Here is a 25,888-nt window from a genome sequence, read left to right as displayed (position 1 = left end):
AAAATAAACAGCATTCTCGGCTGCATGAAGACAGGGTGGCGGATAAGTTAATGTGCCCTGTGCGGTGGAATCGCCTGTTTGCGGTATCAATGACAGGGAATAAAAGCGCAGGCAAAGAAGGAAGACGTTAGCTTAGCAATAAAAAATGCGCCACCAGCAAACGTGCTGGTGGCGCATCATAAGCCTGCGGGATTATTTAAAATCGACGCGCATTAAATCCTGGATTGGCATACCTTTCGTGGTTTCTACGCAACGATCGATATAGCTGGTAAAGCCTGGCGGTGAACTCATACCCAGGCGCAGCAATTTGTCGTTAGAGAACACCACATTCAGGCGGGCGAACTCACCGTACAGGCGCATCGCGCGCAGCATCAGGCGTTCATTACAAGGCCCATAAATCTTTTTGAAGTTCTTGCGCTCTTTAACGATCTCGCTGAAATCAACCTGCAGATAGTTAGGTGCCAGCGGTGCACTTTTTTCTGCTGTGGCAAACGCCGAATCAATTTCAGAGAAGGTATTGCTGCTGCGTTCACCGGCAGAAATGTGATAAACCATCTCTTTGGTACAGCCATGATCCAGCAGGAAAACCAATGATTTAGCACAGTAATCCACGGGAATCACATCGACGCGGTCGTCAAGTGAGCAGAGGAATTTTTCCAGCTTCATCACCATCTTGAATACCCAGAAAATACTGCCTGACGGCGTACAACCTTCCTGAGAATGACCAACCACGATGGATGGACGGGCAATGACCAGCGGCAGGTGAGGCAGTTCCTGCTTGATCTTGTTTTCAATGTAGGATTTGGAATAGGTGTAATCGACAATGTGATCTTCACGGGAAGACAGCACCAGATCCTCTTTTACGATTTCACCCTGATCCGGCGCGGAAGACATGGCCGTACCAACGTGGACAAATTTCACGAACGCAGGCAGTGCTGCCATTCTGGCGGCCAGTTTGAAGGTTCCTTCAACGTTAACCCGCCAGATATCGTTATTTTCACCAAATGACGCAATCGCCGCGCAGTTAATGACGTGGCTGACCTGATCGATGCGCGCATCATCCAGAAACAGTTCAGGCGCCAGGAGATCGCCGACCAGAATCTGATCTGCGGTCAGGCGCTGAATAGCCTGTGCCGAACATGAAAACTTAGATAAATTATCTTTAACCCTCTCCAGTCCCTGGGTAGCATCGCTGGCTCTGACAAGCAGCAGCAACTCAACATCCTGGCGCATCAGCAATTCTGCCACGACTGCACCACCAACGAATCCAGAAGATCCTGTAACAAGAATTTTTTTCATATCGACCACGAGAACAATTGATGAGGTTGTATATTGCGCTATTTTCGTTAAACAAATACGAAACCTTTGCTAGCACGAAATGTATAAAATGTACTCGTTTACTTTTCGTTTACTTTTGCACCACCTGTTTTCAGTAGCAAAATCGGTAAATAATATTTAACTAACTGATATAAATAAAAATTCATCCGTTAGCACAGAAAGTAACGGCTGTTATTATTCAGGAATAATCCGGTGCCTGATCGAGGCCTTTTTACAGGTTTGCCACGGCAACAGCCATTTACCCACTACGCTTGAATCAGCTTTTACAGGGAGACAACCATGAACAAACGTTATTCTTATCAGCCTCGCGCCGGACATGGGCTGCCGCACGATCCACTCAACGCCATTATCGGCCCACGTCCCATTGGCTGGATTAGCTCCATCAGCGCCAAAGGCATCCGCAATCTTGCGCCTTACAGTTTTTTTAACTGTTTCAATTACCAGCCACCCATTATTGGTTTCGCCAGTAGCGGCTGGAAAGACAGTGTGCAAAATATTGCTGAAACCAAAGCGTTTGTCTGGAATCTGGCAACCCGGCCGCTGGCCGACGCCATGAACGAAAGTTCCATTTCTGCACCCGCCGATCAGGATGAGTTTGCCCTTGCCGGTTTAACGCCCCTTGCCGCCTCGCAGGTTGAAGCCAGTCTGGTGCAGGAAAGTCCGGTGAATTTTGAGTGTAAACTGACGCAGCTTATTCAGTTGCAGGATGCGCACGGCAACGCCCTCGACAGCTGGCTGGTGCTGGGTGAAGCCGTCGCCATCCACATTGATGAAACGCTACTGGAAAACGGCATTTATCAGACGGCGAAAGCCGAACCGATTTTACGCGCTGGCGGCCCCAGCGCTTATTACGGTATCAGTGAGGCGCAGCGCTTTGATTTGGTGCGCCCGGATGCGCGTCGGGGGTAAGCATCAGATTGCATCCGCGGGATGCGCGCGGATGACATTTACTGCGCAGGCAATCTCTGGTGCCAGCCAGCGATCGTCCTGCCAGCTCGGCACCACCTGACGCAGTTGGCACCAGGCCTGAAGGGTTCTGCGTGCCAGCTGTGCTTCACCATGAAACTCCAGCGCCTGGGCGGCCAGCAGGTATTCAATCGCCAGAATTTGATAAACGTTATTCACGGTCTTGAGCAATTTCAGTGCCGCACCGGTCCCCAGACTCAGGTGATCTTCCTGTAGCCCGGACGTAATGTAGTTATCCAGCACGGCGGGCTGCGCCAGCTGGCGGTTCTCAGCACAGAGTGAGGCTGCCACGTATTGCGCAATCATCATGCCGGAGTTGACGCCGGGTTGGGCAACCAGAAAAGGCGGTAAGCCGCTGACCAGTGGATTCACCAGACGGTCCAGACGTCGCTCCGCAATACTGCCCAGCTCTGCCAGCGCAATCGCCAGCAGATCGCAGGCCATGGCAACGGATTCACCATGTGGATTGGCTTGCGAGACCACGCGCCAGGCCTGCGGTGTGCCCAGTACCAGTGGATTATCGGTGCAGGCGTTCAGTTCGGTTTCTATCTGACGCTCTGCATGTGCAAACTGATCGCGACAGGCACCGTGCACCTGCGGCATGGATCGCAGGCTCAGTGCATCCTGCGTCCGAATGCCACTGCTTACCTTTAACAGCGGGCTGTCGCCCAGTAACCGCCGTAACCGCTCGCCACTGCGCTGGATACCCGGACTGGCTTTCAGGGACAGCACCTCTTCGTCAAAAGCCACCAGTTGCCCTCTTAACGCTTCAAAACTCATGGCGCCCGTGACATCGGCCCAGTCCAGCAAACGCCGAGCATCGTCCAGCGCCAGGCAGGCCAGTCCGGTCATGCACGGCGTACCATTAACCAGGCTGAGTCCCTCTTTTGCTCCGGGTCGATAAGGCGTGAGTCCGGCGCGCGTCAGGGCCTCACTGGCGGGCAGGATCTGCCCTTCGCATTCCGCCTCACCTACGCCAATCAGCGTCAGGCTAATGTGTGCCATATGGGTCAAATACCCCACCGACCCCTGTGAGGGCACCTGAGGAGTAATGTGCTGGTTCAGCAACGCCAACAGCCGTCGCACCAGTTCAACCGACACGCCGGATTTTCCGTGGCTGTAATTCGCTATCGCGGCGCATACGATGGCGCGGACTTCCTGCTTCGCCAGCAGCGGCCCGACGCCGCAGGCATGACTTAATAAGGTATTGCGTGACAGCTGACTTAATTCTTCTTCCGCCAGCATGATATTGCACAGCGCACCCAGCCCTGTGTTAATGCCGTAGGCTATCTGACCACTCGCGACGATGTGTGTCACAATCTCCCGGCCCTGGGCAATGCGCTGCCAGGCATGCTCGCTCAGCACCAGTTCGGCATCATGGCGGGCCACCGCGACCACCTCCTGCCAGGTTACGGGTGCATCCCCCCAGATAACAACGCGACTCATAACACAGACTCCGGTGTATGGTGGCTGGAGATAAACTGCCTGAAGCGCGCCGAGCCGCCCTCGCCGAACATCTCATCTGGCGTGCCCTGGCAGTCAATGGTGCCCTGATGCATAAACACCACGCGATTAGACACGTGACGGGCAAACCCCATTTCATGCGTCACCACTAACATGGTGCGCCCCTCTTCTGCCAGACTGCGCATGACCTTCAGCACTTCCCCCACCAGCTCCGGGTCAAGCGCCGAGGTCGGCTCATCAAACAGCATCACTTCCGGGTCCATGGCTAGCGCGCGGGCAATGGCGACGCGCTGCTGTTGCCCGCCTGACAGTTGGGCCGGATAAAAGCCTTTGCGATTAAGCAGGCCGACGCGATCCAGTAATTGCTCAGCCTGGGCGATGCAGGTTTTCTTATCGCGTTTCAGGACATAGTGCGGCCCTTCAATCACATTTTGCAGCACGGTCATATGCGACCAGAGATTGAAGCTCTGAAACACCATGCCAAGGCGTGAGCGCAAACGTTCGACCTGTTTGGGATTAGCGGCCAGTTGATGCCCGCGCGCATGGCGCTTCATTTCAATGGTTTCCCCGCCGACGCTCACCACGCCGGAATCGGGTGTTTCCAGCAGGTTAATGCAGCGCAGCAAGGTGCTTTTTCCCGATCCACTGGCCCCGAGAATAGAAATCACATCGCCTTTATGGGCCTGTAATGAAATCCCTTTCAGCACCTCCATGGTGCCGAATGATTTATGAATATCGCTGGCGGACAGCGTAACGGTGGATGAATCCTGCATCTCATTCCCCTCCAGTGATGGGCTTAACGGCCGCTAACGGCTTCTTTGCGGGCTGATGAACCGGCGTCAGACGACGCTCCAGCAGGGCATACAACTGCACGATAATAAAATTAAGGATCAGATAAATCGCGGCGGCACACAGGAACACTTCCATCGTGCGGTAGGTGCGCTGGATAATCTGCTGCGCCACCCCGGTGACATCCCACACGGTGACCAGACTGGCAAGTGCGGTGGATTTGACCAGCAGAATGGCTTCCGTCGAATAGGCGGGCAAGGCATAGCGCAACATGACCGGTGCAATAATGCGCCTCAGTAGCAGCCAGCGCGACATACCACATGCCATACCGGCTTCCACCTGCCCGGCTGGCACCGCCAGCAACGCACCACGCAATATTTCTGCCGTATACGCTGCGGTACAAAGCGATAGCGCCAGCACGGCACAGCTGAACGGCTCTCGTAAAAATGGCCAGACAAAACTGTGCCGAATCACGCCAAACTGCCCCAGGCCGTAATAGATTAAAAACAGCTGGATCATTAAGGGCGAGCCCCGAAATACCAGAATATAGCCACGGGCAAAACCGCTCAGGATACGCCAGCGGCTCATCCGCAGTGCCAGAATGCCCACCGCCAGCACCCCGCCGCACAGGAATGAACTGATGAACAGGCCGAGCGTGACCGGCAGTGCGGCGCTTAACCTAAGAAAGGTATCAGCAAGAAAGGCAAAATCGATCATGGTGCAGTTCCTTAATGCTGTGCCGCTGTCCGGCTTTGCCAGGCACGGCCCAGCCGGGCTTCCGCGCGCAGAAAAGCCCGATTCGACAGTATGGTTAACAACAGATAGCATCCCCCGCCAATCAGATAAAAGGTGAAGTAGTCACGCGTCGACCCGGCCGCTATCTGACTGGCGCGCATCAGTTCCACGATGCCGGTCACCGAGACCAACGCAGAGTCTTTCAGGCTCATTTGCCAGACATTAGATAAGCCCGGCAGCGCATAGCGCGCCACCTGAGGCAGCAGGATGCGCTGGCGAATACGCCAGCGTGACATGCCTATCGCCAGCGCCGCTTCCACTTCACCGTGGGAGAGCGCCAGCCGAGCGGCACGATAGACTTCTGCCTGATAGGAGCCTGAAATAAGCCCGATCGCCAGAGCACCGATCAGAAACGGCGGCGCTTCAATAAACCCTTCCGCACCGAATAACTGACCGATCTGCGTGATCAGGCCCGATCCACCGAAGTAGAACAGGTAGATCACTAACAGCTCCGGGATGCCGCGAAAAATCACCGAATAGCCCTCGCCTAACCAGCGTAAAGGGCGATGAGACGACAGTTTCGCGGCGGCGATGGCTGAGCCCACGATGGCACCGACCATTAGCGCGACCAGCGACAACAGCAACGTGGTAAGCGTTGCGCTGACAATCAGCCATCCCCAGCCCTCTGCGCCAAAACCCAGCAGGTTCATCATGCTCGACCTCACTTATGGCGTAACGTCAGTTTTAAACCATTTTTCGCTAAGTTCTTTTACCGTGCCGTCAGCCAGCGCAGCCTTAATCGCGTCGTCCAGTTTGGTCTTCAGGTCGTTGTCCGCCATGCGCACACCCATGGCTTCGCCTTCACCCCAGATGGGACCGCCGAGCTGTGGACCGCTGAAGGTCAGGTTGCTGTTGTCTTTGCGTGTCAGCATCGATTTGGCAAAGGTCACATCATCAAACACCGCGTCAATACGTCCGGCCTGCAAATCCAGAATGGCATCGGCGGAGGTGGTGTACTCGCGTATGTCAGCCACGCCCTTGAAATATTTGTCGATAAAAGGCGTATATACCGTGCCGGAAGCAATACCGATGGTTTTGCCTTTCAGCGCGGCTTTTAACGGTGCCAGCGCGGCTTCAATCTCTTTCTCATCGTCGTGCAACTTCGTCACGCCCTTGCCCGGCGGCAACAGCGTGCCTTTGACGGTAATAAAGGTCGCGGGTGTGGAGGCGTAAGGCAGTGTGAAATTGACCACTTTTTTACGATCCGGCGTGATCACGATGGCATCCATGATGACGTCATATTTGCCGGCATTCAGCCCGGCAATCATGCCATCCCAGTTCTGAACCACCAGCTTGCACTCGATGCCCATACGTTTGCACAGGTTGGCCATCAGCTCAGGCTCAAAACCCCCAAGTTTGCCGCCGGGCAGCGTCAGGTTCCAGGGTTCATAGCTGCCTTCGGTGGCTATCGTGATCGATTTCCACTCTTTAGCCTGCACCGCAACGGTGCTGAGCAGCAGGCTGGAAAACAGGGTCGTGAGGCAAAAACGGCGAAACGCTACGTGGTGCTTCATACGGCTTCTCCTGGATGAAAAAGGTTTTAACAGCATCGATGTTGTTTTAACAAAAAACTCACAAGATGATGAGTCATGTATATACAAGTTAACGTTATCGAGTTCATTGTCGGCTTGATGTTTTTGTGAGCCAGACACGATAAATAACAACAGGGTTTCGTTCAGAGGTTACTTGTACATACAAGCTAGCAAAGGCCGTGCCAGATTGGTCGTTATTCTCCCCAGCAGCACAAGGGTTGTGTGTTGCAACAGCCGACAGACGGATGCACAACAAACGTGCAAAGGCTGCACGAATTTAGCGCAAAAACCGTCTGGCGGCAGGTTGTGGGTTCATGTTAAGCGGCGCGGATAAGCACCCTGGGTTTCTGTCAGCCCTTCATAGGGTTTTTGGGGAACCGCCTCAGGGTTTAACCTGACCGCTCAGGCCACCCGCCACCTGCAGACAGCACCTGAACGGGCGGTATCCCACGTGCAGCACGCTGTGCTGAGCGTCATGGTTCCGCGTTATCGGGAAAGGCGTAAAAAGCGGCTGCCGGTAGGCGCGCGTCACGCCCGGCGAGGCAATGCCATGACAATGGGACTGGCGTGACAGACACACATCACGCCCGTTAGTCTCATGTCGCCGAAACAACCCGCCTGGCTGTTTCGGTTGCTCGGATTACGTCTCAGCCCATTTTTCCCTGTTCGAGAAAGCTATGCAGCAGCGGCTTTAACACCTTCTTCAGCTGCGCAGCGCGCGCTTCATGCCAGGTAAACGGCGGGCTTTCATCCATATAGTTGATTTGCGACAGCTCCAGTTGCACAGCCTGAACCTGCTGCTGTGGCTGGCCGTAGGCGCGCGTGATATAGCCACCTTTGAAACGGCCGTTCACCACCCAACTGAACTGATCCTGCGCACTGCACACCGAGGTCAGCCCGTTAATAACGGCGCTGCTGCAGCTGGCCCCGTCGTTCGTGCCGATATTGAGATCCGGCAGTCGGCCCTCAAACAGACGCGGGATTTCACTGGCAATGGAATGCGCATCAAACAGTAAGGCGTAACCAAACTGCGCTTTAATTTGCGCCAGCGTCTGCTGGATCTGCTGATGGTAAGGCTGCCAGATAGTCTGAACGTAGTCCTGGCGCTGCGCCTGCGTGGGGGTTTTACCTTCAGCAAAGGTGGGCGTACCGTCGAACAGGGTTTCGGGAAAGAGCCCGGTCGTGGCGGTGGTATAGAGCGGTTGATTATCGGACGGGCGATTGAGGTCGATAACAAATCGTGAGTAGCGGCCAATGATAATACTTGCCCCCATATCACGGACAAAATCATAAAGTTGAGGAATGTGCCAGTCGGTGTCAGGTAAACTGCGGGCGGCCTCGCTCAGTCCGTCCTCAACGTCCGGCGTCAACAGCGTACCGGCATGGGGAATGCTGACCAGTAAGGGAATGCTGCCCTGCGTGAAATGAAAAGGGGTCATTGTGTTTCTCCGCGATAGATGACGGTACAGGGCAGTTCGCCGCCCAGCCAGTAAACGAGTTCCGCCGGACGTGCCAGCGGCCAGTGGACAAAACTGGCCACTTTGCCCGCTTCAAGCGAGCCGTGACTCGCCTCCAGTCCCAGAGCCTTCGCCCCCCACAAGGTGACGCCTGCCAGCGCCTCTTCCGGTGTCATGCCAAACAGGGTGCAGCCCATATTCAGCATTAAACGCAGCGACAGGGCCGGAGAGGTGCCCGGATTGGCATCACTCGCCAGCGCCATGGGCACGCCATAGTGTCGAAACAGCGCCACAGGCGGACGCTGCGTTTCCCGCAACAGGTAAAATGCACCGGGCAACAGCACCGCGACAGTTCCCTGTTCAGCCATCGCCTGAACATCCTCTTCGGTGGCATATTCCAGATGATCGGCTGAGAGTGCGCCATAGCGCGCGGCCAGCGCCGCACCGCCCAGCGCAGACAGCTGCTCCGCGTGAAGTTTTACCGGTATCCCCAGTGCCTTAGCCCGCTCAAACACCTGCGCAACCTGCTGAGGTGAAAAAGCCAGATGTTCGCAAAAGGCATCAACTGCATCAGCCAGGCCTTCGGCTTTGACCTGAGGCAGAAGGCGTTCGCAGATAATTGCTATCCAGCCATCAGGATTCTGTTTAAATTCCGGCGGGAAAGCGTGCGCGGCAAGGCAGGTTGCCTGCACATCTGCGGCCACCGTGTTACGCAACTGACGAATAGCGCGCAGCATGCGTAATTCACTCTCTTCATCCAGACCGTAGCCGGATTTGATCTCGACGGTGGTCACGCCCTCGGCCAGTAAGCGATTCAGCCGCCAGCGGGCCGATGTAACCAGTTCCGCTTCACTGGCTGCGCGCGTGGCCCGAACGGTAGAGAGAATCCCTCCGCCCTGTGCCGCAATGTCCGCATAACTGACTCCGTTGAGACGTTGTTCAAATTCCTGACTGCGGTCCCCACCAAAAACCAGGTGAGTATGGCAATCGACCAGTCCCGGTGTGATGATACCGCCCGCCAGCCGGTGATGTTTTTGCGCGATAAAGGCAGGCATATCGGCTGCGGCCCCTACCCACATCAGCTTGTCTGCCTTCACCGCCAGCGCGCCCTGCTCAATAATCGCGTAGCGGCCGCCGCGCATGGTCACCACATCGGCACCGGTCCACACACTGTCTACCTGGAGTTCTTCTGCCATTCCTGCCTCTCGTTGCTCTCGCCGTTTACAGTCTGTTTTAAAGTATGTATATGTATATACAACCACATCCCTTGAGGATCAACTATGGCAATTTTTTTTGCGCCCCGCGCACTGCTGGCGGATGGCTGGCATAAACAGGTCCGCATCAGCGTCAGTCCCGCTGGATTGATTGATGCCATCACGCCCGACAGTGATGACAGCCAGGCAACATGTCTGGACGGCGAGGTGATCCCCGCTATCGCGAATCTGCACTCCCATGCGTTTCAGCGCGCCATGGCCGGCCTGGCGGAAGTGGCGGGCGATCCGCAGGACAGCTTCTGGACCTGGCGTGATCTAATGTATCGCATGGTACAGCGCCTGACGCCACAACAGGTCGGCGATATTGCCGCCCTGCTGTACATCGATATGTTAAAAGGTGGCTACTGCCAGGTCGCAGAGTTTCACTACCTGCATCACGACGTTAACGGCCAGCCCTATGCGGATGATGCGATGCTGCAGCACCTGATTGCCGCTGCCGATACCGCAGGGATTGGTCAGACGTTACTCCCGGTGCTTTACAGCTACAGCGGTTTTGGCGCGCAGCCTCCTGTGGCGGGACAGAAACGCTTTATTCAGCAGACCGACCGCTACCTGCAACAGCAGTCGCGCCTGCAGGCGTGGGTGAAAGACAAGCCGCTGCACAACGTGGGCCTCTGTTTCCACTCGCTGCGGGCAGTGAGCGAGGCGCAAATGCACGAGGTGTTAACCGCCAGCGATCGCTCGCTACCGGTTCACATTCACATTGCCGAGCAGGAAAAAGAGGTGAACGACAGCCTGGCCTGGAGCGGCGAGCGTCCGGTGAGCTGGCTGATGAATCGTTTTGAGGTCGATGCACGCTGGTGCCTGATTCACGCCACGCATCTTGATGACAGCGAAGTCACGCGCCTCGCTGACAGCGGTGCGGTAGCCGGGTTGTGCCCGACCACCGAAGCCAATCTTGGCGACGGCATTTTCCCGGCGGTGGACTATATCGCCCAGGGCGGCCGCTGGGGAATTGGCTCTGACAGCCATGTTTCGCTTAGCGTCCAGGAAGAGCTGCGCTGGCTTGAATACGCACAGCGTCTGCGCGACCGCCGCCGCAACCGCATTACGCTGGCAAACCAGCCCTCGGTTGGCGATCTGCTGTGGCAGCAGGCGGCGGCGGGCGGCGCTCAGGCCTGCGGGATTAAGAGTGGTTCCCTGGCCGTCGGGCAGCGCGCCGACTGGCTGGTATTACGTGATGCGGCCTGGCTGGGCAGCGTGGATGAACGCGCCCTGCTCAACCGATGGTTGTTTGCGGGCCAGCGCGATCAGATTCGCGACGTGTATGTGGCGGGCAACCGGGTGATTAGCGACGGGCATCATGCTGCAGAAGACGCCTGCGCGGCTCGTTTCGCCCAGGCAATGGCGGCCCTGCGATGAGACGTGTTTTTTCCCTGCAAAGTTTACCCGTTAGCCGCTGGCGCAACGGCGGGGGCGAAACACGCGAAATTATCCGCTTTCCCCCTGATGCCGCCGACTTCGCCTGGCGAGCCAGTATCGCGACCATTGCCTGCGACGGCCCGTTTTCGACCTTCAACGGGGTGGATCGCACTATTACGCTGCTAAACGGCAGCCCGGTCCTGCTTCACGGCGCGACATGCGAACACCGCTTGCTGCCTGAAGCCCCTTGGGCTTTCGCGGGTGAATGGGCGCTGGAGGCCAGTCTGCAAGGCAACGAGCCGAGTCAGGATTTTAACGTGATGACGCGGCGGGGTGAATGGCGGGCGCAGGCCGACGTCGTGACGGAAGCTGTGGTGAGCGAGCACGGCGTGGCATGGGTTTTAGCCGGAAAATGGCACATCGCAGGTGACACGCGGTTAGACGCACAGCAGGGTGCATGGTGGGTGGATCACACCACCCTGTTACAACCCGACAGCAGCGATGCCAGGCTGTTGTTCGTACGCCTTACCCGTGTGCTTTGAAGCGCCCAAGCAGCTTGTACCGCGAGCCTGGATAAAGCAAGCGCGCGTAGGTCACAATCTTATTGTCGCTCCAGGTCTGGCGACGGATCAGGAGGCACGGCTCATGCTCATCAATCGCCAGGTGTTTACGTTGACGCGCATCTGGCATCACCGCCTCAACAATGTGTTCGCCTGCCGTTAACGGCGCAGCCCGCATCAGGTAGGTATAAGGCGTGAGCGTATGGTAATCCTGGGCCAGATAGTCCGGGGCCAGCTGCGGATTGACCAGACGGTCCTCTAACTGCACCGGCAACTCGTTTTCGTAATGCACGATGAGCGAATGAAACAGCGTTTGCCCGGTGGTCAGCCCCAGCAAAGAGGCCTGCTCAGGATCGGCTTTGTTCTGGCCCATCGTCAGGATTTTGCAACTGTGCTGATGGCCGCGCTGGGCAATTTCATCGGCGATGTTGTGGACTTCGAGCATCGCCGTATAGCCTTTCATTTCGGCGACAAACGTCCCCACGCCCTGCATACGCACCAAAAACCCTTCGCTGGTCAGCTCACGTAAAGCACGATTGATGGTCATTCGGCTTACGCCAAGCTCATTGACCAGCTCGCTTTCGGAGGGGACCCGCTGATTGGCTTTCCAGTGTCCTTCACGAATCTGGCTGACGATGGCCTGCTTGACCCGCTGATAAATGGGCGCCGGTTCATCGCTCATGGCGGCCGCCAGTTGTGCAATTGCCGTATGCTCGGCCATAACGTCTTCCTTTCACTGATAATGCTCAGAGTTTACTGCCTGAAGGGCTGGATGTATATACATTCAGGCGCGCCATCAGCACTTTATCCGTGCACCTGTTGCCTGATAAAGGTGCAGGAATAACGGTGATCGTTTGTCCTCCCCAGAACTGACGCCCGATCATTTTTGTGATCGGTTTGGCACGCCGCTTGCAACTTGTATAGACAAGAATAGACAGTTATGTTTCACTCGCTTTATTCAGTTGATCAGGGTCAATAAAGATGCCCTGTGGCAACCCAACCCTTGTATAGACAGGAGCAGGTTATGTCAGGTTCGACTCAGGTATTACACCTGGTTCCAGGTAACGTCGATCTCGCGACGTTACGCGCAATTTATCACGGCAACGTCACCCTCAGCCTTGACGATGATGCCCGCCGCGCCATTGCCGAGGCGCACCGTACCGTCGAAGCGATCGTTGCTTCCGGCAGTGTGGTTTACGGCATTAATACCGGTTTTGGCAAACTGGCACAGACACAAATCCCTGCGGCTCGTCTTGCAGACCTGCAACGTAACCTGGTGCTGTCTCACAGCGTGGGGTTAGGGAATTTACTGCCCGATAGTGTGACGCGGCTGGTTGTGGCAAGTAAAATTATCAGCCTTTCGCGGGGTCATTCCGGCGTGCGCATTGAACTGGTCGACGCCCTGTTGGCTCTGTTTAATGCCGGCATCATGCCCTGCATTCCAGAAAAGGGCTCGGTGGGCGCCTCGGGCGATCTCGCGCCGCTGGCACATATGTCGCTGATGCTGCTTGGTGAAGGTCAGGTGCGGGTCAAGGGCGAACTGATCCCCGCCACAGAGGGCCTGGCCAGCGTCGGCCTGACGCCTTTTGTACTTGGCCCTAAAGAAGGCCTGGCATTGCTTAATGGCACCCAGGTTTCTACGGCCCTGGCGCTGCGTGGCCTGTTTGAAGCCGAGAACCTGTTTGCCGCAGGCTTAATGGCGGGCGCGCTATCGTTAGAAGCCATCAAGGGGTCGTTAAAGCCTTTCGATGCGCGTATCCATCAGGCGCGCGGCCAGCAAGGCCAGATTGCCGTCGCCGCCGCGGTCACCCACCTGATTGAAGGAAGTGAGATCCTGGGATCGCATACACACTGTGGCCGCGTACAGGACCCCTACTCTATCCGCTGCGTACCGCAGGTGATGGGCGCCTGCCTGGATAATCTCACGCATGCCGCCCGCGTCCTGCAAATTGAAGCCAATGCCGCCTCTGATAATCCGCTGGTATTCAGCGAAACCGGCGAGGTGATCTCCGGTGGCAACTTCCATGCTGAACCGGTGGCGTTTGCGGCTGACATTATTGCGTTAGCCATTGCCGAGGTTGGGGCGATTTCTGAACGTCGGCTGGCCCTGCTGCTGGATACCGGCCTGTCCGGGCTGCCGCCTTTCCTGGTGCGCGACGGTGGCGTCAACTCCGGCTTTATGATTGCCCAGGTTACCGCAGCGGCGCTGGCATCCGAAAACAAATCACTGGCCCATCCCGGCAGCGTAGACAGCTTACCGACCTCGGCCAACCAGGAAGATCACGTTTCCATGGCGACCTATGCCGCTCGCCGTCTGGGCGAGATGTGCTTTAACAGCGCCGCCGTGGTGGGCATTGAAGCGATGGCGGCCGCACAGGGCATTGAGTTTCATCGTCCCTTGCAAAGTTCTGCCCTGATAGAGCAGGCCATCGACAGCATCCGCGAACGCGTGGCCTTCCTTGAGGAAGACCGCCTGCTGGCTCCGGACATCGAGGCGATGCGTCAGTGGGCAAGCCGCTGCGACTGGCCGCAGGCACTCACCGCATTGTTACCCAGCATGGGCACACATTCAGTTAAATAAGGAATCCGTAATGAGCGAAACCCTGACAAAAGCGGTGGCACGCGAGATTCGTGCGCCGCGTGGAAATGAACTGCACTGCGCCAACTGGTTAATTGAAGCGGCTTACCGCATGATCCAGAACAACCTGGACCCCGACGTGGCAGAACGCCCGGAAGACCTGGTGGTGTACGGCGGTATCGGTAAAGCCGCGCGCAACTGGGAATGTTTTGAGCAAATTTTACGCTCGCTCCAGCTGCTGCAGCCGGACGAAACCCTGTTGATCCAGTCGGGCAAACCCGTGGGTGTATTCCGTACCCATGCCGATGCGCCCCGCGTCCTGCTGGCCAACTCCAATCTGGTTCCCCACTGGGCCAACTGGGATCACTTCCATGAGCTGGATAAAGCCGGGCTGATGATGTATGGCCAGATGACCGCTGGCTCCTGGATTTACATCGGTGCCCAGGGGATTGTTCAGGGTACTTATGAGACCTTTGTCGAGGCAGGACGGCAGCATTACAACAATGATTTAAGCGGACGCTGGATCCTGACCGCCGGTTTAGGCGGCATGGGCGGCGCACAACCCCTGGCAGGCGTGCTGGCGGGTGCCTGCGTGCTGGCGATAGAGTGCCAGGAGTCGCGTATCGATTTCCGTTTACGTACGCGTTACGTCGATCATAAAGCCACCTCGCTGGATGAGGCGCTGGCCCTGATTGACGCCGCCACCCAAGCGAAAAAAGCGATCTCCGTTGGCCTGCTGGGCAACGCCGCAGAGATTCTGCCAGAACTGGTGAAACGCGCGAAAGCTGGCGGACCTAAGCCCGATATCGTCACCGACCAAACTTCGGCCCACGATCCCATCAATGGCTACCTGCCACTGGGCTGGGACGTTGCACGCTGGCAGCAGGAGCGGGAAACAAATCCCAAAGCCGTAGAAAAGGCTGCTCGCGCGTCCATGGCGGTACATGTACAGGCGATGCTCGACTTTTGTCATATGGGCATTCCTACTGTGGATTACGGCAATAACATTCGCCAGGTGGCGCTGGATGAAGGCGTCAGCAACGCGTTTGACTTCCCCGGCTTTGTGCCTGCCTATATCCGCCCTCTGTTTTGCGAAGGCAAAGGGCCGTTCCGCTGGGTAGCGCTGTCTGGCGATCCTGAAGATATCTACAAAACGGATGCCAAACTCAAAGAACTCTTTCCTGAGCATAAGACGCTGCATCGCTGGCTGGATATGGCGCAGGAACGTATCGCCTTTCAGGGCTTACCGGCTCGCATCTGCTGGCTGGGGCTGGGTGAGCGCCATCTTGCCGCGCTGGCGTTCAATGAAATGGTACGCACTGGCGAGCTGAAAGCGCCGATCGTGATTGGTCGCGATCACCTGGACTGTGGCTCCGTCGCTTCGCCAAACCGTGAAACCGAGGCTATGAAAGATGGGTCGGATGCGGTGTCAGACTGGCCGCTGCTCAACGCTCTGCTCAATACGGCGGGCGGCGCGACCTGGGTGAGCCTGCATCATGGTGGTGGCGTGGGCATGGGGTTCTCACAGCACTCCGGTGTGGTCATTGTGTGCGACGGTACGGAAGCGGCTGATGCCCGCCTTGGCCGTGTACTGTGGAACGATCCCGCGACTGGCGTGATGCGTCATGCCGACGCGGGCTACGAGCTGGCACAGACTTGTGCGACAAAACATGGTCTGAACTTACCCATGCAATAAACCACAACGCCGGTATTTTTTGGATACCGTTAAGCTGAAAAAACGCTGTTCCGGGGCGTGCATGTCCGGAACAGCGGAGCGAAACGCATGAACAGGTTTACTCAGACTTAGCGGAGTTCAGCGTAATACGATCTAAAGGCCCGACAATAAAGGTAGGTGGGGAACCAGGTCAGAAAGAACCCGGTAAGTGAGGTTACGCAGAACGGCCCAATATAACCCCCTATCATCATGCGGTTGACACAAACGTTTTTGAACTGGGCCAGCGTGATTTTCTCTGAGACTTTTTTGCCGCCAGCAATCGGCCTGCCATCACCACCATTAGCGTCGATCGGGTGGCTATGGGTCAACGCGCCGCGACTCTACTGGCTGACCGTATCGAGCAGCGCCCGGTTGAAGAGAGCATTATTGATATCGGCTTTCATTTAATAAAACGCGCGTCGGCATAAAATCTGCCACGCCTGCACGCTTGTTTATTACTTATTCCTTTTTGATTTAGCGCATTGTCCATTTTATCGCTTCTGGCGATAGACGCGCTGTCGCGCGGCCTCTAAAGTGAAGCTTCCTGAATGATATGGAGCGCGATACTGCATGACTCTTTCCTCTGCCCTACTCGATGATGCGCTGCGCTGGCGCCACCAGTTTCACCGCGAACCCGAACTGGGCTATCAGGAACATCAGACCAGCGACAAAGTTGCTCATGAACTTGAGCAGGCGGGCTTACAGGTGTTTCGCGGTCTTGCGGGTACGGGTGTGATTGGCACGCTGGAAAATGGCACCGGGCCGGTTATCGGCCTGCGGGCGGATATGGACGCACTGCCAATTAACGAAAAAGGCGATACCGCCTGGCGCTCCAGTAAACCCGGCGTGATGCATGCCTGCGGGCATGATGGTCACACCGCCATTTTGCTGGCGGCTGCGAAACAACTGGCGGCCACGCGCCAGTTTAGCGGCACAGTTCATTTTATCTTTCAGCCAGCGGAAGAGAACCTTGGCGGTGCCCGCAAGATGGTTGAAGAGGGGTTGTTCACACGTTTCCCTATGGATGCCGTTTACGCCATGCACAACTGGCCGGGCTTACCGCTGGGTTCGCTGGCGGTGAACGCCGGTGCGATGATGGCCTCGCTGGACGCCTTTGAAATTACCCTGAGTGGTAAAAGTTGCCATGCTGCTATGCCGGAAAGCGGTGCCGATCCAATGGTGGTAGCAGCTGAGCTGATCCTGGCCCTGCAAACCATTCCGTCACGTCGCCTGTCGCCCCTGTCTTCTGCCGTGGTGAGCGTCACCCAGATTCACGGCGGCGAAGCGATTAACGTCATTCCAGAACAGATTGTTCTGCGCGGCACCGTGCGTTGTTTGCAAGACGATGTACGCAATCGGGTTCATACGCTTATCGATGATTTTGTGACGACGCTGCCGAAACCCTTTGGCGTTTGCGGGGCGATTCGCTGGCTGCCTGGCTATCCGGTGACCACCAATCATGCCGGCCCGGCTCAGCAGGTGCATGACGTCGCCGTCAGGACTTTGGGCGAAGAACAGGCGCGCTGGCAGGTGAATCCCTCTATGGCTTCGGAAGATTTTGCCTGCATGCTGGAAGCCTGCCCCGGTGCCTATTTCTGGCTTGGCGCAGATGGTGCAACCCCATCCGCACCGCTACACAATGCCCACTACGATTTCAACGATGCGCTGATTCCCACCGGTATTCGCTTTTGGCAAAACCTGGTGGAACACGCACTGCCGCAGGATCGCGGTTAAAAACCGGCCGCCGTCAGTCTTTCCAGACCCGCTTCCAGCGACGCACACTGAGCGCTGGCGCGCAGGCAGCAGGCAATTTGCAGTCGGAGAGCCTCAGGAAGAGGACGCTGATGATTCAGCACCTCTTGCGTCCAGCGGGCCGTTTCGGCTGCGGATTTGTCAGTTGGCAACGACACGGCGACTTCCGGCTGTCTCTCCACCCAGACTTCGGCCTGCTGCCCGTCGCCACCCACATAGCTGATGGCCGGGCAGCGCTGCGGATTAGCATAAACCTCGCCTTCTGTCCCGTTCAGCAGAATCGCCGGGGCATCAATCGCGCTAAAAAAGGTTGCGACGCGCGGTACATACTCCGGGTGAGACACGCTCGACAGGCGCAGTGCCTCGCGTTCAGCAAACGGCGTTGCCAGCTTCGCCAGCGTATGGGCGCTGTTACGTACGCCCATCCGCCAACGTAACGACAGCTGTTTTGCCATGGGCGGACAGAGGTTATCGATGGTGATAAAGACCAGCTCACCGTTGTCGAGTTTTGACTGGGCCTGCTCAGCCGTGGCGACCGGCGCGATGCCCAGCGCCGCAAAGACGGCTTCACTGGTGACACGCGTTGCATCCTCACTCACACCATGAACCAGCACGGGAAAACCGAGCCTGTTCAGCACCAGCGCCAGTAATGGCGTCAAGTTGCCCTGACGCCGCGCGCCGTTATAGCTGGGGATGACGATGGGCATCGGCCGACCGGCTGGCGCATGCAGGCGCATCACCCGCGACTGCATCGCCTGATAAAACCCGCGCATTTCCGCTTCGCCTTCGCCCTTGATTCGCAGAGCGATTAAAATGCTGCCCATTTCAAGATCCGGCACTTCGCCGTCCAGCATCGCGCCGTAGAGTGCCACAGCACTGTCGAAATCAATATCACGGGCGTGATTCTTACCCCGCCCCACTTCTTTGATAATTTTATTCAGTTCCATCACGCATTTCCGGTCAGTGGCAACGACTTAACGCCGCTTCGCACGCGGTTTACGCGTGCCGGTATGGGGTTTGGTGCTTATGGCCTCGGGTTCGGGCGTTACCGGCTGCTCAATCGAAAACACCGGCAGCGCCGCTAACAGTCGGCTCCCGTAAGCTTTACTCAACAGGCGGCGATCGTAAATAACGATCTCACCGAAACACTGATGGCTGCGGATCAAACGTCCTACCTGCTGAATCAACGTAAAAGAGGCACTGGGTAAACTTTGCACCTCAAACGGATAACGCTTTAGGCTCTTCAGCCATTCACCCTCGGTTAAAATTACCGGACTGTCTATGGGTGGAAAAGCAATTTTATGAATATGGACCTGGCTAAGCAGCTCGCCTTTTAAATCCAGCCCTTCTGCAAAGGACTGCAGGCCGATCAAAATGCTGGTATCGCCCTGTTCTACCCGTTTACGGTGCAGCGCGATCAGGCGACTGCGCGGCTGATCGCCCTGTACCAGCATCGTCAGACGGAATTCCGGTAGCGCCTCGACAAACTGCTGCATGGCGCGTCCGCTGGCAAACAGCACCAGCACTCCTTTGTGCTTTTCAGCCTGCATTTGCTGGCGAAAAAAAGCCGCCATTTCCGCGATATGTTCCGCTTCATTTGCCATCAGAGGTTCGTAGCGCATCTGCGGGATTACCAACTTGCCTTGATCGACATGGCTAAACGGCGACTCCAGCGCCACAAAACGGTCGCCCGCCTTTTCATTTAGCCCGGACATCTCCTGCAGACGGCTAAAGCTGTTTAATGAGCGCAGCGTGGCGGAGGTCACGACGACATGGGGGATTTTACGCCAGAGCATTTTTTCCAGCTGATCGCAGACGCGAATCCCCGCGCAGTGGAACAACAGATGTGCCTGACCGTCACGCAGTTCCCGGGTAATCCATTTTGAAACTGGCGCACCAGAGGCTTTTTCCATGGCGGCCAGCCGCCACAGTTTGCTGATGGACTCAAACCAGCCAAAGTGGCGATTAAGCTGTAATAAATTGCGGTGTAAACGCACCAGATCGACGCTCCCGGTTTGTTCACTCAGGGCGTTAATCAGCCCTTCACTCAGCCCGCGTAGCCCGTCGCTCAGCTTGAACAGCCGCGCACACAGCGCCAGCAGCTCGTCAGGTAATGCGCCCAGGACAAAGCGAAATTCGCCCGGCTGATTGTGCGGCGGGAGTAACGGGTTTAACGCCTCACCGATGGTCGCCAACAGTTCGCGGAGTTCATCGCAATGGGCTTTAAGACGTTCGGGGTTGGCCAGCGGTGGCGGCGATTTGGGCCGCATCTGGCTCATTATCGCCTCCACCAGCTTCACAAACAGATCAAGCTGCAGGCTGGTCCAGCCCGGCGTGATATCTGCGCTCATCTCCAGCGCATCACGCGCCACTTCCGGCAGATGGTGCCCTTCATCCAGGACCAGCATCAGGTTTTTGGCCGGGGGCAGCACCGATTCGTTTTCCATGGCCGCCATCACCAGCGCGTGGTTAGCGACCACCACATCGACCTGCTCGATTTCCCGACGCGCAATGAAGAACGGGCATTCGCGGTACCAGCGGCAGTGCACGCCAAGACAGCTGGCTTTGTCAGTGGACAGACGTTGCCACAGGCTGTCACTGACGTTTTCCTCGCTGTGATCGCGCAGGCCGTCCCACTGGTAGCGGTCCAGTGACTTTTGCAGCCGTCCGCACTGGACCTGTTCTTCTTTGGTGCTGCTGATCGCCTCATCATCCAGGTAGAAAAGCAGGTCGGCCTGCTGATTATCGTCTGCCACCAGCGCAGCCAGATTACGCGGGCAGACATAGCGCCCGCGCCCAAAGGCCGCAGTAAAGGTTAAATCCGGAATGATTTTCTTGAGCAGCGGCAGATCTTTGCTGAAGATTTGATCCTGCAACGCCACGTTTGCCGTGCTGATCACCAGCCGCTTCTCTTCTGCGCGGCTGACGGCGATGCCGGGAATAAGATACGAAAGGGTTTTGCCCACGCCCGTTGGCGCTTCTACTGCCAGATGGCGGCCGTCATCACCCGACAGGCATTTCGCGACCTCCGCGATCATCTGCCGCTGGGCCGGGCGAGGAATAAAGTCTGGCACCTGTTGCTGCAGCGCTTTATACCACTGTGCTATCTGGCTTTTTAATGCTGCTGTCAGGGCCATGTTAAGATTACCGCTTTACTAAATGGCCTGTATTTTTACACAGTATCGCAGTGCCGTCAGCTTTCAGGTCTGTTTTTTCGTGCTGGCTTCCGAAACGGCGGCGCATGTTGTTGGCTAAACGCCAGGATGCACACTGCCGGTGAGCGTTGCCCAGGGCTTCAGACTGCACGATGCTGACGCACCCGTTCCGGGCGCAGGCTTTTATTGCAGCAGCTTAAACATCACCGTTGTCGCGTCCAGTTCACCGTGAATGGACTGTGCATAGGATGGAATCGACCCCGCGACCTGCCAGTGCAGGGCACGATAAAGATCGCTGGCGACATCGCCCGTTCGCGTATCCAGTACCAGTAAATTTTTCCCCTGCTGGCGTGCCCGTTGTTCGGCCTGCTGCATTAGCCTGCGCGCAATCCCTTGCCGTCGCGCCTGTGGGTGCACCAGCAGCTTGCTGACTTCGGCCCGATGGCCCCCATTGGGCATGGCGCTGTAGTTGAGCATAACGGTCGCCACGACGCGGTCATGCTGGCGGGCGACCAGCAATTCACTTTGGCCTTTTTCCAGCCCATCAAGCTGTCTCTGCCAGAAAAGCTGCATGGCCGCAGTGTCGTCAGGATCGATAAAACCCACGCTGGCCCCGTCGGCGACACAGGCCTGTAAAACCTGCACCAGTTCGGGTAAGACCTGCAGTGCTTCACCGGCACTGAGTTGCTGATATGTCATCATGATTTACACACCACCAGTAAGTAGCGAGCGCCTTCGGTAAGATGCGCCTGAAAAGCAGACGCGCCGGTCAGATGGAAGCGCAGGCTGTCGCCCGGCCCCAGTAACCAGCTCTGGGCACCCATCGTTATGGTCAGTTGCCCCTGGCGCATCCAGATATGTTGCTCCATGCCCTGCAGCGGTGGGGCATCATATTCGATGCGCGCGCCGGGCCGCAGCGTGCCTTCTATAAGTTCACAGCGAAAATTATGGGCGGGCGGTGAAACGTTGCGGCGGCTAAACCCTGTCGCTTCATCGTTCCATACCGGCTGATGTTCACGGGGGATCAGCAGATCGCTGCCCTCTTCGACTTCGCTCAGCAGGCGCGACATCGTCAGGCTATAGGCAACGCACAACCGGTTAAGCAGTGCGGCCGTTGGGCTGGTTTCCCCGCGCTCGATACGCGATAATGTTGGCCGGCTAATGCCCGTGGCGGTAGAGAGTTCATCCAGTGACCAGCCCTGTTTGAGACGCAATTCTGCCAGGCGAGCCGCTAACCGCTGTTCCGTATTATCAAAAGACATTCTTATCTCACTTATGAAAATAAAATCTCATAATTGAGATAGAACAACATTTAAGCGCAGCCGTCAAGTTGTACACCTAAAAATTGGTTGTACAACTTAACAGGCTTCGTTATGGTGGTCTCACTCAGGTCAGTGAAAGAGGTAAATATGACCGTATACAGTATCGGCGATGTCGCCGAACGCTGTGGCATAAACCCGGTTACCTTACGCGCCTGGCAACGACGTTATGGGCTCTTGAAGCCACAACGCACCGAAGGCGGTCATCGACAGTTCGATGAAGAAGATGTTCAGCGTATTCAGGAAATTATGCGCTGGATTGAAAGTGGAGTACCAGTGGGCAAAGTCAAAGCGCTACTGGAAGGTGGAGATGTTGACGCCCATGATGGCTGGACGGCCATGCAGGACGAACTCATCAGCATACTGCGCCATGTAAGGCCGGCTAAGCTACGCAATAAAATCGCCTTAATTGGTCGCGAATATGCGGTCGATGCCCTAATCGATCATGTTTTTATGCCTATAAGGCAGAAGCTCAGTCTTGATCAAAATACCGCACGCACCATGTGCAGCCTGCTGGATGGCATTTTGATCGACTATGTGGCGTTTTGTCTGGCTTGCAATCGTAAAAAAGCCGGTCAGGAAGCGCTGATTATTGGCTGGGGCATTGAAGATCGTACGCGCATCTGGCTGGAAGGCTGGCGTTTATCCCAGCATGGCTGGCGCATTGATGTGCTCGCAGAACCCCTCGACGTTCCCCGTCCGGAGCTGTTCCCGGGGCTGAATATGTTTGTTTTTACGGGTAAAAGACTGACGCGCCGCCAGCAGGAACAGTTGGCACACTGGCAGGAACAGGGATTCTCTGTGCGTTTGCACGACGTACACTGAGACAAAAACGCACGCTCGGCACTATGACGGCTGCCTTGCGCGCGCTATCATCCCCGCCTCGACGTCATCACCCTCAGGTTATTTATGAACTGGAAAAAAACCTTTTTTGCCACGCTGTTCGCCATTATGGCTATCGGCGGCACCAGTGGACTTATGCTGGTTGGCTATTCACTTATCGTTCATTCACGCTAAAACGGCGCTGGAGCCGCTCAAAAAGCCGATCGCTAACGATGGCCAGCAGCGCCACCAGCAACGCTCCCTGAATCACGTAGGCCGTATTAAAACCACTTAAACCGATGATGATGGGCGAGCCCAGGCTTTTTGCCCCGACCGTGGAGGCAATCGCGGCCGTGCCAATGTTGATAATGACGGCGTTGCGTATCCCCGCAATAATCACCGGCGCCGCCAGCGCAAGTTCCACCTGCCACAAACGCTGCCAACTGCTCATGCCTACACCGACCGCGATCTCACGGCTGCTGGCAGGGACACCATCAAGCCCCGCTAAGGTTCCCTGCAAAATCGGCAGTAACCCATAAAGCAGTAATGCCACAATAGCAGGCCATGCGCCAAACCCCATGACGGGCACGGCAATCGCCAGCACCGCGACCGGCGGGATCGTCTGTCCGGCAGCGGCAAGGGTTTCCAGCAGCGGCCGGAAAGCCCGCCCCGCGTGGCGAGTCACCAGTACGCCACTTCCCACGCCGAGCATAATGGCCATCAGGCTGGCGGTCACCACAAGAAACAGGTGCGCCAGGGTGAGCTGCCAGAAGCTGTCCTGCTGATAGAGCGGACGGGCAAGATCGGGAAACCAGGCAGCAAACAGCGGACCGCTGTAAGGCATTGCCGCCAGCAGTCCCAGATAGAGCAGCACCAGCCACAGCAGAGGATCGGCTAACCGTCGCATCACTGGCCCTCTGAATGATGAAGCAGGTCGCTAAAGTAGAGAACGCCCAGGGGTTGCTGATGCGCATCCACCACCGGCAGTTTATCCGTGCCGCGGCTGATAAATTGCGATAGCGCCTCACGTAGCGTCAGTTCAGCGGTGACCGGCTCGGCCTCCAGCCATTCCCCACGGCGCACCGCACTTCCCACTTGCCCAAGCGCCAGCCGCCGCAGCCCCATTTCACTGCGCCCCAGAAAATCACGCACAAAGTCATTGCCTGGCTGGGTCAGCAGTTCTATCGGTTTGCCCTGCTGTACAATCTCACCATCGTGCATCAGTACGATGTTATCGGCCAGGATCAGGGCCTCATCGATATCGTGCGTGACCAGCACGATAGTGCACCCTGAGAGATGGTGAATGCGCAGCATCTCCTGTTGCAGGGCACTGCGCGTCACCGGGTCCAGTGCGCCAAAAGGCTCATCCATCAGTAGCACCTCCGGATCGGCCGCCAGCGCCCGCGCGACACCAACGCGCTGCTGCTGTCCACCTGAAAGCTGATGCGGATAGCGGCTGAGTAAGGCAGGATCTAAATTCAGTAGTGCGATCAGCTCGGCAATACGTTCACGCCGCCGCGCTTTTGACCAGCCCAGCAAAGCGGGCACGGTGGCAATATTCTTTTCAATCGTCCAGTGTGGAAACAGACCAATCGACTGAATGGCATAGCCCATACGACGGCGCAATGCCTGCGCATCCAGTTGGCGAATCGACTGGCCCGCAAAACGGATGTCTCCCTGGTCATACTCCACCAGGCGGTTAATCATTTTCAGTGTGGTCGATTTACCGGAGCCTGAGGTGCCCAGCAGCACGCTAAAGGTGCCCTGTTCGACGGTCAGCGACAGGTTTTTCACCGCGGCTTTACCGGCAAAAAACGTGGTGACGTTATCAAATTGAATCATCTTTTCTCTCCAGCAGGGAAATCAACAGTCGAAATAACGCATCCAGCGTCACCGCCATCGCGATAACCGGTATCACGCCCAGCAGCACTAAATCCAGTGCGTTGCTCAGCAGCCCCTGGAAGATAATCGCGCCGAATCCGCCGGCACCGATAAGGGCTGCCACCACCGCCATGCCCAGCGTCTGCACCACCACCACTCGCACACCTGCCAGCCATACCGGCAGGGCCAGCGGCACATCCACCGCGAAAAACTGTTGTCTGCCAGTCAGCCCCATGCCGCGCGCACTTTCGCGCACCTCCGGCGGCACCTGTTGCAGTCCGGTGACTACGCTGCGTACCAGCGGCAACAGCGCATACAACACTAGCGCAATCAGCGCGGGCGCCATGCCAATGCCGCTGATTCCCCACGTGCCTGTCCATGGAAAGCGTTTTGCCAGCCCAGCCAGCGGGGCGATTAATAAACCAAACAGCGCCACGGAGGGCACCGTCTGAACCACATTCAGCACGCCGAATACGCTGCTTTGCCAGCCAGGATAGCGGTAAAGTGCACTCCCCAGCGGGAAGGCGATCAGCAAAGCAGGCAGCACGGTCGCGGCTAATAGCGTCAGATGACGCAGTAAGGCCGCATCAAACACCGCCTGGCGATTGGCATACTCTTTCAGTAAGGAAAGATGGGCCAGTTGGCCGCTGAACAGCAGCCAGAGGGGAAGAAGCCATACCAGGAGATTCAGTAACAGCTGCCACACTTTATAACGGGTTAACGCCCGTGCGGTGTCCGTGATCAGCAACAACGTGACGGCACTGGCGCACCACATGCCGCTTGCAAAACGGGTGCGTGCTAACTGGCTGCCCTGTTCGGCCAGTATCCTGGCCTGATCGCCGCTGAGCCAGATCATCGCGGCCAGCAGCAGGGCTGCGCTCATTAACTGCAGCGCAAAACGGACACGCGTTGGTCTGGCCCACACCAGCAACCACAGCAAAGCCAGCAGGGGCAGAATCACCATGCCATGCGCCGTTTGCCAGAACATCAGCGGCTGCCCTGCCACCAGACGATTGGCGGCAAAACTGACAAACGGCAGGCAGCTCAGCATCAGGCTCAGTAACAGAACCAGCACCAGGGCCACCGGCTGTCGCCTTGAGCGGTTTAGCGCTTCCTGCGATAGCAACATC

At 56.9% G+C, this 25,888-nt stretch carries 24 protein-coding genes and 2 pseudogenes; 8 read left to right on the top strand and 18 right to left on the bottom strand.

Features of this window, described 5'->3' with window-relative positions; genetic code table 11:
* Positions 1-192: 192 nt before the first annotated feature.
* Positions 193-1,299, bottom strand: a complete 1,107-nt coding sequence (locus tag CMR03_RS17670; RefSeq protein ID WP_096012187.1) for an SDR family oxidoreductase — start codon at positions 1,297-1,299, stop codon at positions 193-195.
* Positions 1,300-1,617: 318 nt separating this feature from the next.
* Here CMR03_RS17670 and CMR03_RS17665 point away from each other — a divergent pair, with 318 nt between their 5' ends.
* Complete coding sequence (locus CMR03_RS17665) at positions 1,618-2,247, top strand: flavin reductase family protein (protein WP_096012186.1); 630 nt, start codon at positions 1,618-1,620, stop codon at positions 2,245-2,247.
* 3 nt (positions 2,248-2,250) lie between these two features.
* On the opposite strand, the gene CMR03_RS17660 is transcribed toward CMR03_RS17665, so the two are convergent.
* From CMR03_RS17660 to hutI, 8 genes are all read right to left on the bottom strand, one after another.
* Positions 2,251-3,750 (bottom strand): HAL/PAL/TAL family ammonia-lyase, encoded by a 1,500-nt coding sequence (locus CMR03_RS17660; RefSeq protein ID WP_096012185.1) that lies wholly within the window; start codon positions 3,748-3,750, stop codon positions 2,251-2,253.
* Positions 3,747-4,541 (bottom strand): ABC transporter ATP-binding protein, encoded by a 795-nt coding sequence (locus CMR03_RS17655; RefSeq protein WP_096012184.1) that lies wholly within the window; start codon positions 4,539-4,541, stop codon positions 3,747-3,749. The genes CMR03_RS17660 and CMR03_RS17655 overlap by 4 nt, the downstream gene beginning before the upstream one ends.
* A 1-nt stretch (position 4,542) precedes the next feature.
* On the bottom strand, positions 4,543-5,274 hold the full coding sequence (locus tag CMR03_RS17650; RefSeq protein ID WP_063878880.1) for an ABC transporter permease: 732 nt from the start codon (positions 5,272-5,274) through the stop codon (positions 4,543-4,545).
* Between the two features lie 11 nt (positions 5,275-5,285).
* Positions 5,286-6,005 (bottom strand): ABC transporter permease, encoded by a 720-nt coding sequence (locus CMR03_RS17645; protein ID WP_096012183.1) that lies wholly within the window; start codon positions 6,003-6,005, stop codon positions 5,286-5,288.
* Positions 6,006-6,017: 12 nt separating this feature from the next.
* On the bottom strand, positions 6,018-6,866 hold the full coding sequence (locus CMR03_RS17640; protein WP_096012182.1) for a transporter substrate-binding domain-containing protein: 849 nt from the start codon (positions 6,864-6,866) through the stop codon (positions 6,018-6,020).
* Positions 6,867-7,266: 400 nt separating this feature from the next.
* Positions 7,267-7,464 carry a hypothetical protein gene (locus tag CMR03_RS25060; protein WP_128604178.1) on the bottom strand — a complete coding sequence of 66 codons (198 nt, stop codon included), beginning with the start codon at positions 7,462-7,464 and terminating at the stop codon, positions 7,267-7,269.
* Positions 7,465-7,531: 67 nt separating this feature from the next.
* On the bottom strand, positions 7,532-8,323 hold the full coding sequence (gene hutG, locus CMR03_RS17635; protein WP_096012181.1) for an N-formylglutamate deformylase: 792 nt from the start codon (positions 8,321-8,323) through the stop codon (positions 7,532-7,534).
* On the bottom strand, positions 8,320-9,537 hold the full coding sequence (gene hutI, locus CMR03_RS17630) for an imidazolonepropionase (protein ID WP_096012180.1): 1,218 nt from the start codon (positions 9,535-9,537) through the stop codon (positions 8,320-8,322). The genes hutG and hutI overlap by 4 nt, the downstream gene beginning before the upstream one ends.
* An 84-nt stretch (positions 9,538-9,621) precedes the next feature.
* Between hutI and CMR03_RS17625 the strand changes: the two genes are divergently transcribed.
* Entirely contained in the window at positions 9,622-10,977 is a 1,356-nt protein-coding gene (locus tag CMR03_RS17625; RefSeq protein ID WP_096012179.1) for a formimidoylglutamate deiminase, read from the top strand.
* A complete protein-coding gene (locus CMR03_RS17620) occupies positions 10,974-11,519 on the top strand; it encodes a HutD/Ves family protein (protein WP_096012178.1) in 546 nt (181 codons plus the stop codon). The genes CMR03_RS17625 and CMR03_RS17620 overlap by 4 nt, the downstream gene beginning before the upstream one ends.
* Here the strand turns inward: CMR03_RS17620 and hutC are convergent.
* Complete coding sequence (gene hutC / locus CMR03_RS17615) at positions 11,503-12,258, bottom strand: histidine utilization repressor (protein ID WP_063878873.1); 756 nt, start codon at positions 12,256-12,258, stop codon at positions 11,503-11,505. The genes CMR03_RS17620 and hutC overlap by 17 nt on opposite strands.
* A gap of 303 nt (positions 12,259-12,561) precedes the next feature.
* Between hutC and hutH the strand changes: the two genes are divergently transcribed.
* Both hutH and hutU read left to right on the top strand, forming a co-directional pair.
* Positions 12,562-14,118, top strand: coding sequence for a histidine ammonia-lyase (hutH, locus tag CMR03_RS17610; protein ID WP_096012177.1), 1,557 nt, complete (start codon positions 12,562-12,564; stop codon positions 14,116-14,118).
* A gap of 10 nt (positions 14,119-14,128) precedes the next feature.
* Positions 14,129-15,811 (top strand): urocanate hydratase, encoded by a 1,683-nt coding sequence (gene hutU / locus CMR03_RS17605; RefSeq protein WP_096012176.1) that lies wholly within the window; start codon positions 14,129-14,131, stop codon positions 15,809-15,811.
* Between the two features lie 146 nt (positions 15,812-15,957).
* Here the strand turns inward: hutU and CMR03_RS17600 are convergent.
* Positions 15,958-16,125 (bottom strand): annotated as a pseudogene (locus CMR03_RS17600) (MFS transporter); the annotation flags it as partial.
* Here CMR03_RS17600 and CMR03_RS17595 point away from each other — a divergent pair.
* Both CMR03_RS17595 and CMR03_RS17590 read left to right on the top strand, forming a co-directional pair.
* Positions 16,096-16,257 (top strand): annotated as a pseudogene (locus CMR03_RS17595) (substrate-binding domain-containing protein); the annotation flags it as partial. The pseudogenes CMR03_RS17600 and CMR03_RS17595 overlap by 30 nt on opposite strands.
* Before the next feature lie 142 nt (positions 16,258-16,399).
* A complete protein-coding gene (locus tag CMR03_RS17590; RefSeq protein WP_096012175.1) occupies positions 16,400-17,563 on the top strand; it encodes a M20 aminoacylase family protein in 1,164 nt (387 codons plus the stop codon).
* Here the strand turns inward: CMR03_RS17590 and ybiB are convergent.
* The 4 genes from ybiB to CMR03_RS17570 all read right to left on the bottom strand — a co-directional run bounded on the left by ybiB (position 17,560) and on the right by CMR03_RS17570 (position 21,998).
* Positions 17,560-18,528, bottom strand: coding sequence for a DNA-binding protein YbiB (gene ybiB, locus CMR03_RS17585; RefSeq protein WP_096012174.1), 969 nt, complete (start codon positions 18,526-18,528; stop codon positions 17,560-17,562). The two genes, CMR03_RS17590 and ybiB, sit on opposite strands and share 4 nt — an antisense overlap.
* 27 nt (positions 18,529-18,555) lie before the next feature.
* Positions 18,556-20,718: an ATP-dependent DNA helicase DinG gene (dinG, locus tag CMR03_RS17580; RefSeq protein ID WP_096012173.1), complete on the bottom strand. Its 2,163-nt coding sequence runs from the start codon at positions 20,716-20,718 to the stop codon at positions 18,556-18,558.
* 201 nt (positions 20,719-20,919) lie between these two features.
* Positions 20,920-21,438, bottom strand: coding sequence for a GNAT family N-acetyltransferase (locus tag CMR03_RS17575; protein ID WP_096012172.1), 519 nt, complete (start codon positions 21,436-21,438; stop codon positions 20,920-20,922).
* On the bottom strand, positions 21,435-21,998 hold the full coding sequence (locus CMR03_RS17570) for a helix-turn-helix domain-containing protein (RefSeq protein WP_063878865.1): 564 nt from the start codon (positions 21,996-21,998) through the stop codon (positions 21,435-21,437). The genes CMR03_RS17575 and CMR03_RS17570 overlap by 4 nt, the downstream gene beginning before the upstream one ends.
* A 147-nt stretch (positions 21,999-22,145) precedes the next feature.
* On the opposite strand from CMR03_RS17570, the gene CMR03_RS17565 reads away from it, so the two are divergent.
* Positions 22,146-22,880 (top strand): MerR family transcriptional regulator, encoded by a 735-nt coding sequence (locus tag CMR03_RS17565; RefSeq protein WP_063881135.1) that lies wholly within the window; start codon positions 22,146-22,148, stop codon positions 22,878-22,880.
* 172 nt (positions 22,881-23,052) lie between these two features.
* Here CMR03_RS17565 and CMR03_RS17560 read toward each other — a convergent pair whose 3' ends face one another.
* The 3 genes from CMR03_RS17560 to CMR03_RS17550 are packed head-to-tail and all read right to left on the bottom strand — an operon-like array spanning position 23,053 to position 25,887.
* Complete coding sequence (locus CMR03_RS17560) at positions 23,053-23,784, bottom strand: ABC transporter permease (protein WP_096012171.1); 732 nt, start codon at positions 23,782-23,784, stop codon at positions 23,053-23,055.
* Entirely contained in the window at positions 23,784-24,719 is a 936-nt protein-coding gene (locus CMR03_RS17555; RefSeq protein ID WP_063878863.1) for an ABC transporter ATP-binding protein, read from the bottom strand. The genes CMR03_RS17560 and CMR03_RS17555 overlap by 1 nt, the downstream gene beginning before the upstream one ends.
* Positions 24,706-25,887, bottom strand: a complete 1,182-nt coding sequence (locus CMR03_RS17550) for an ABC transporter permease (RefSeq protein WP_096012170.1) — start codon at positions 25,885-25,887, stop codon at positions 24,706-24,708. Before CMR03_RS17550 ends, CMR03_RS17555 begins: the two co-directional genes overlap by 14 nt.
* Position 25,888 lies beyond the last annotated feature (1 nt).

Origin of the sequence: Pantoea allii, assembly GCF_002307475.1 — a bacterium.
GTDB lineage: Bacteria > Pseudomonadota > Gammaproteobacteria > Enterobacterales > Enterobacteriaceae > Pantoea > Pantoea allii.
This window is presented reverse-complemented; position numbering and strand designations above follow the sequence as displayed.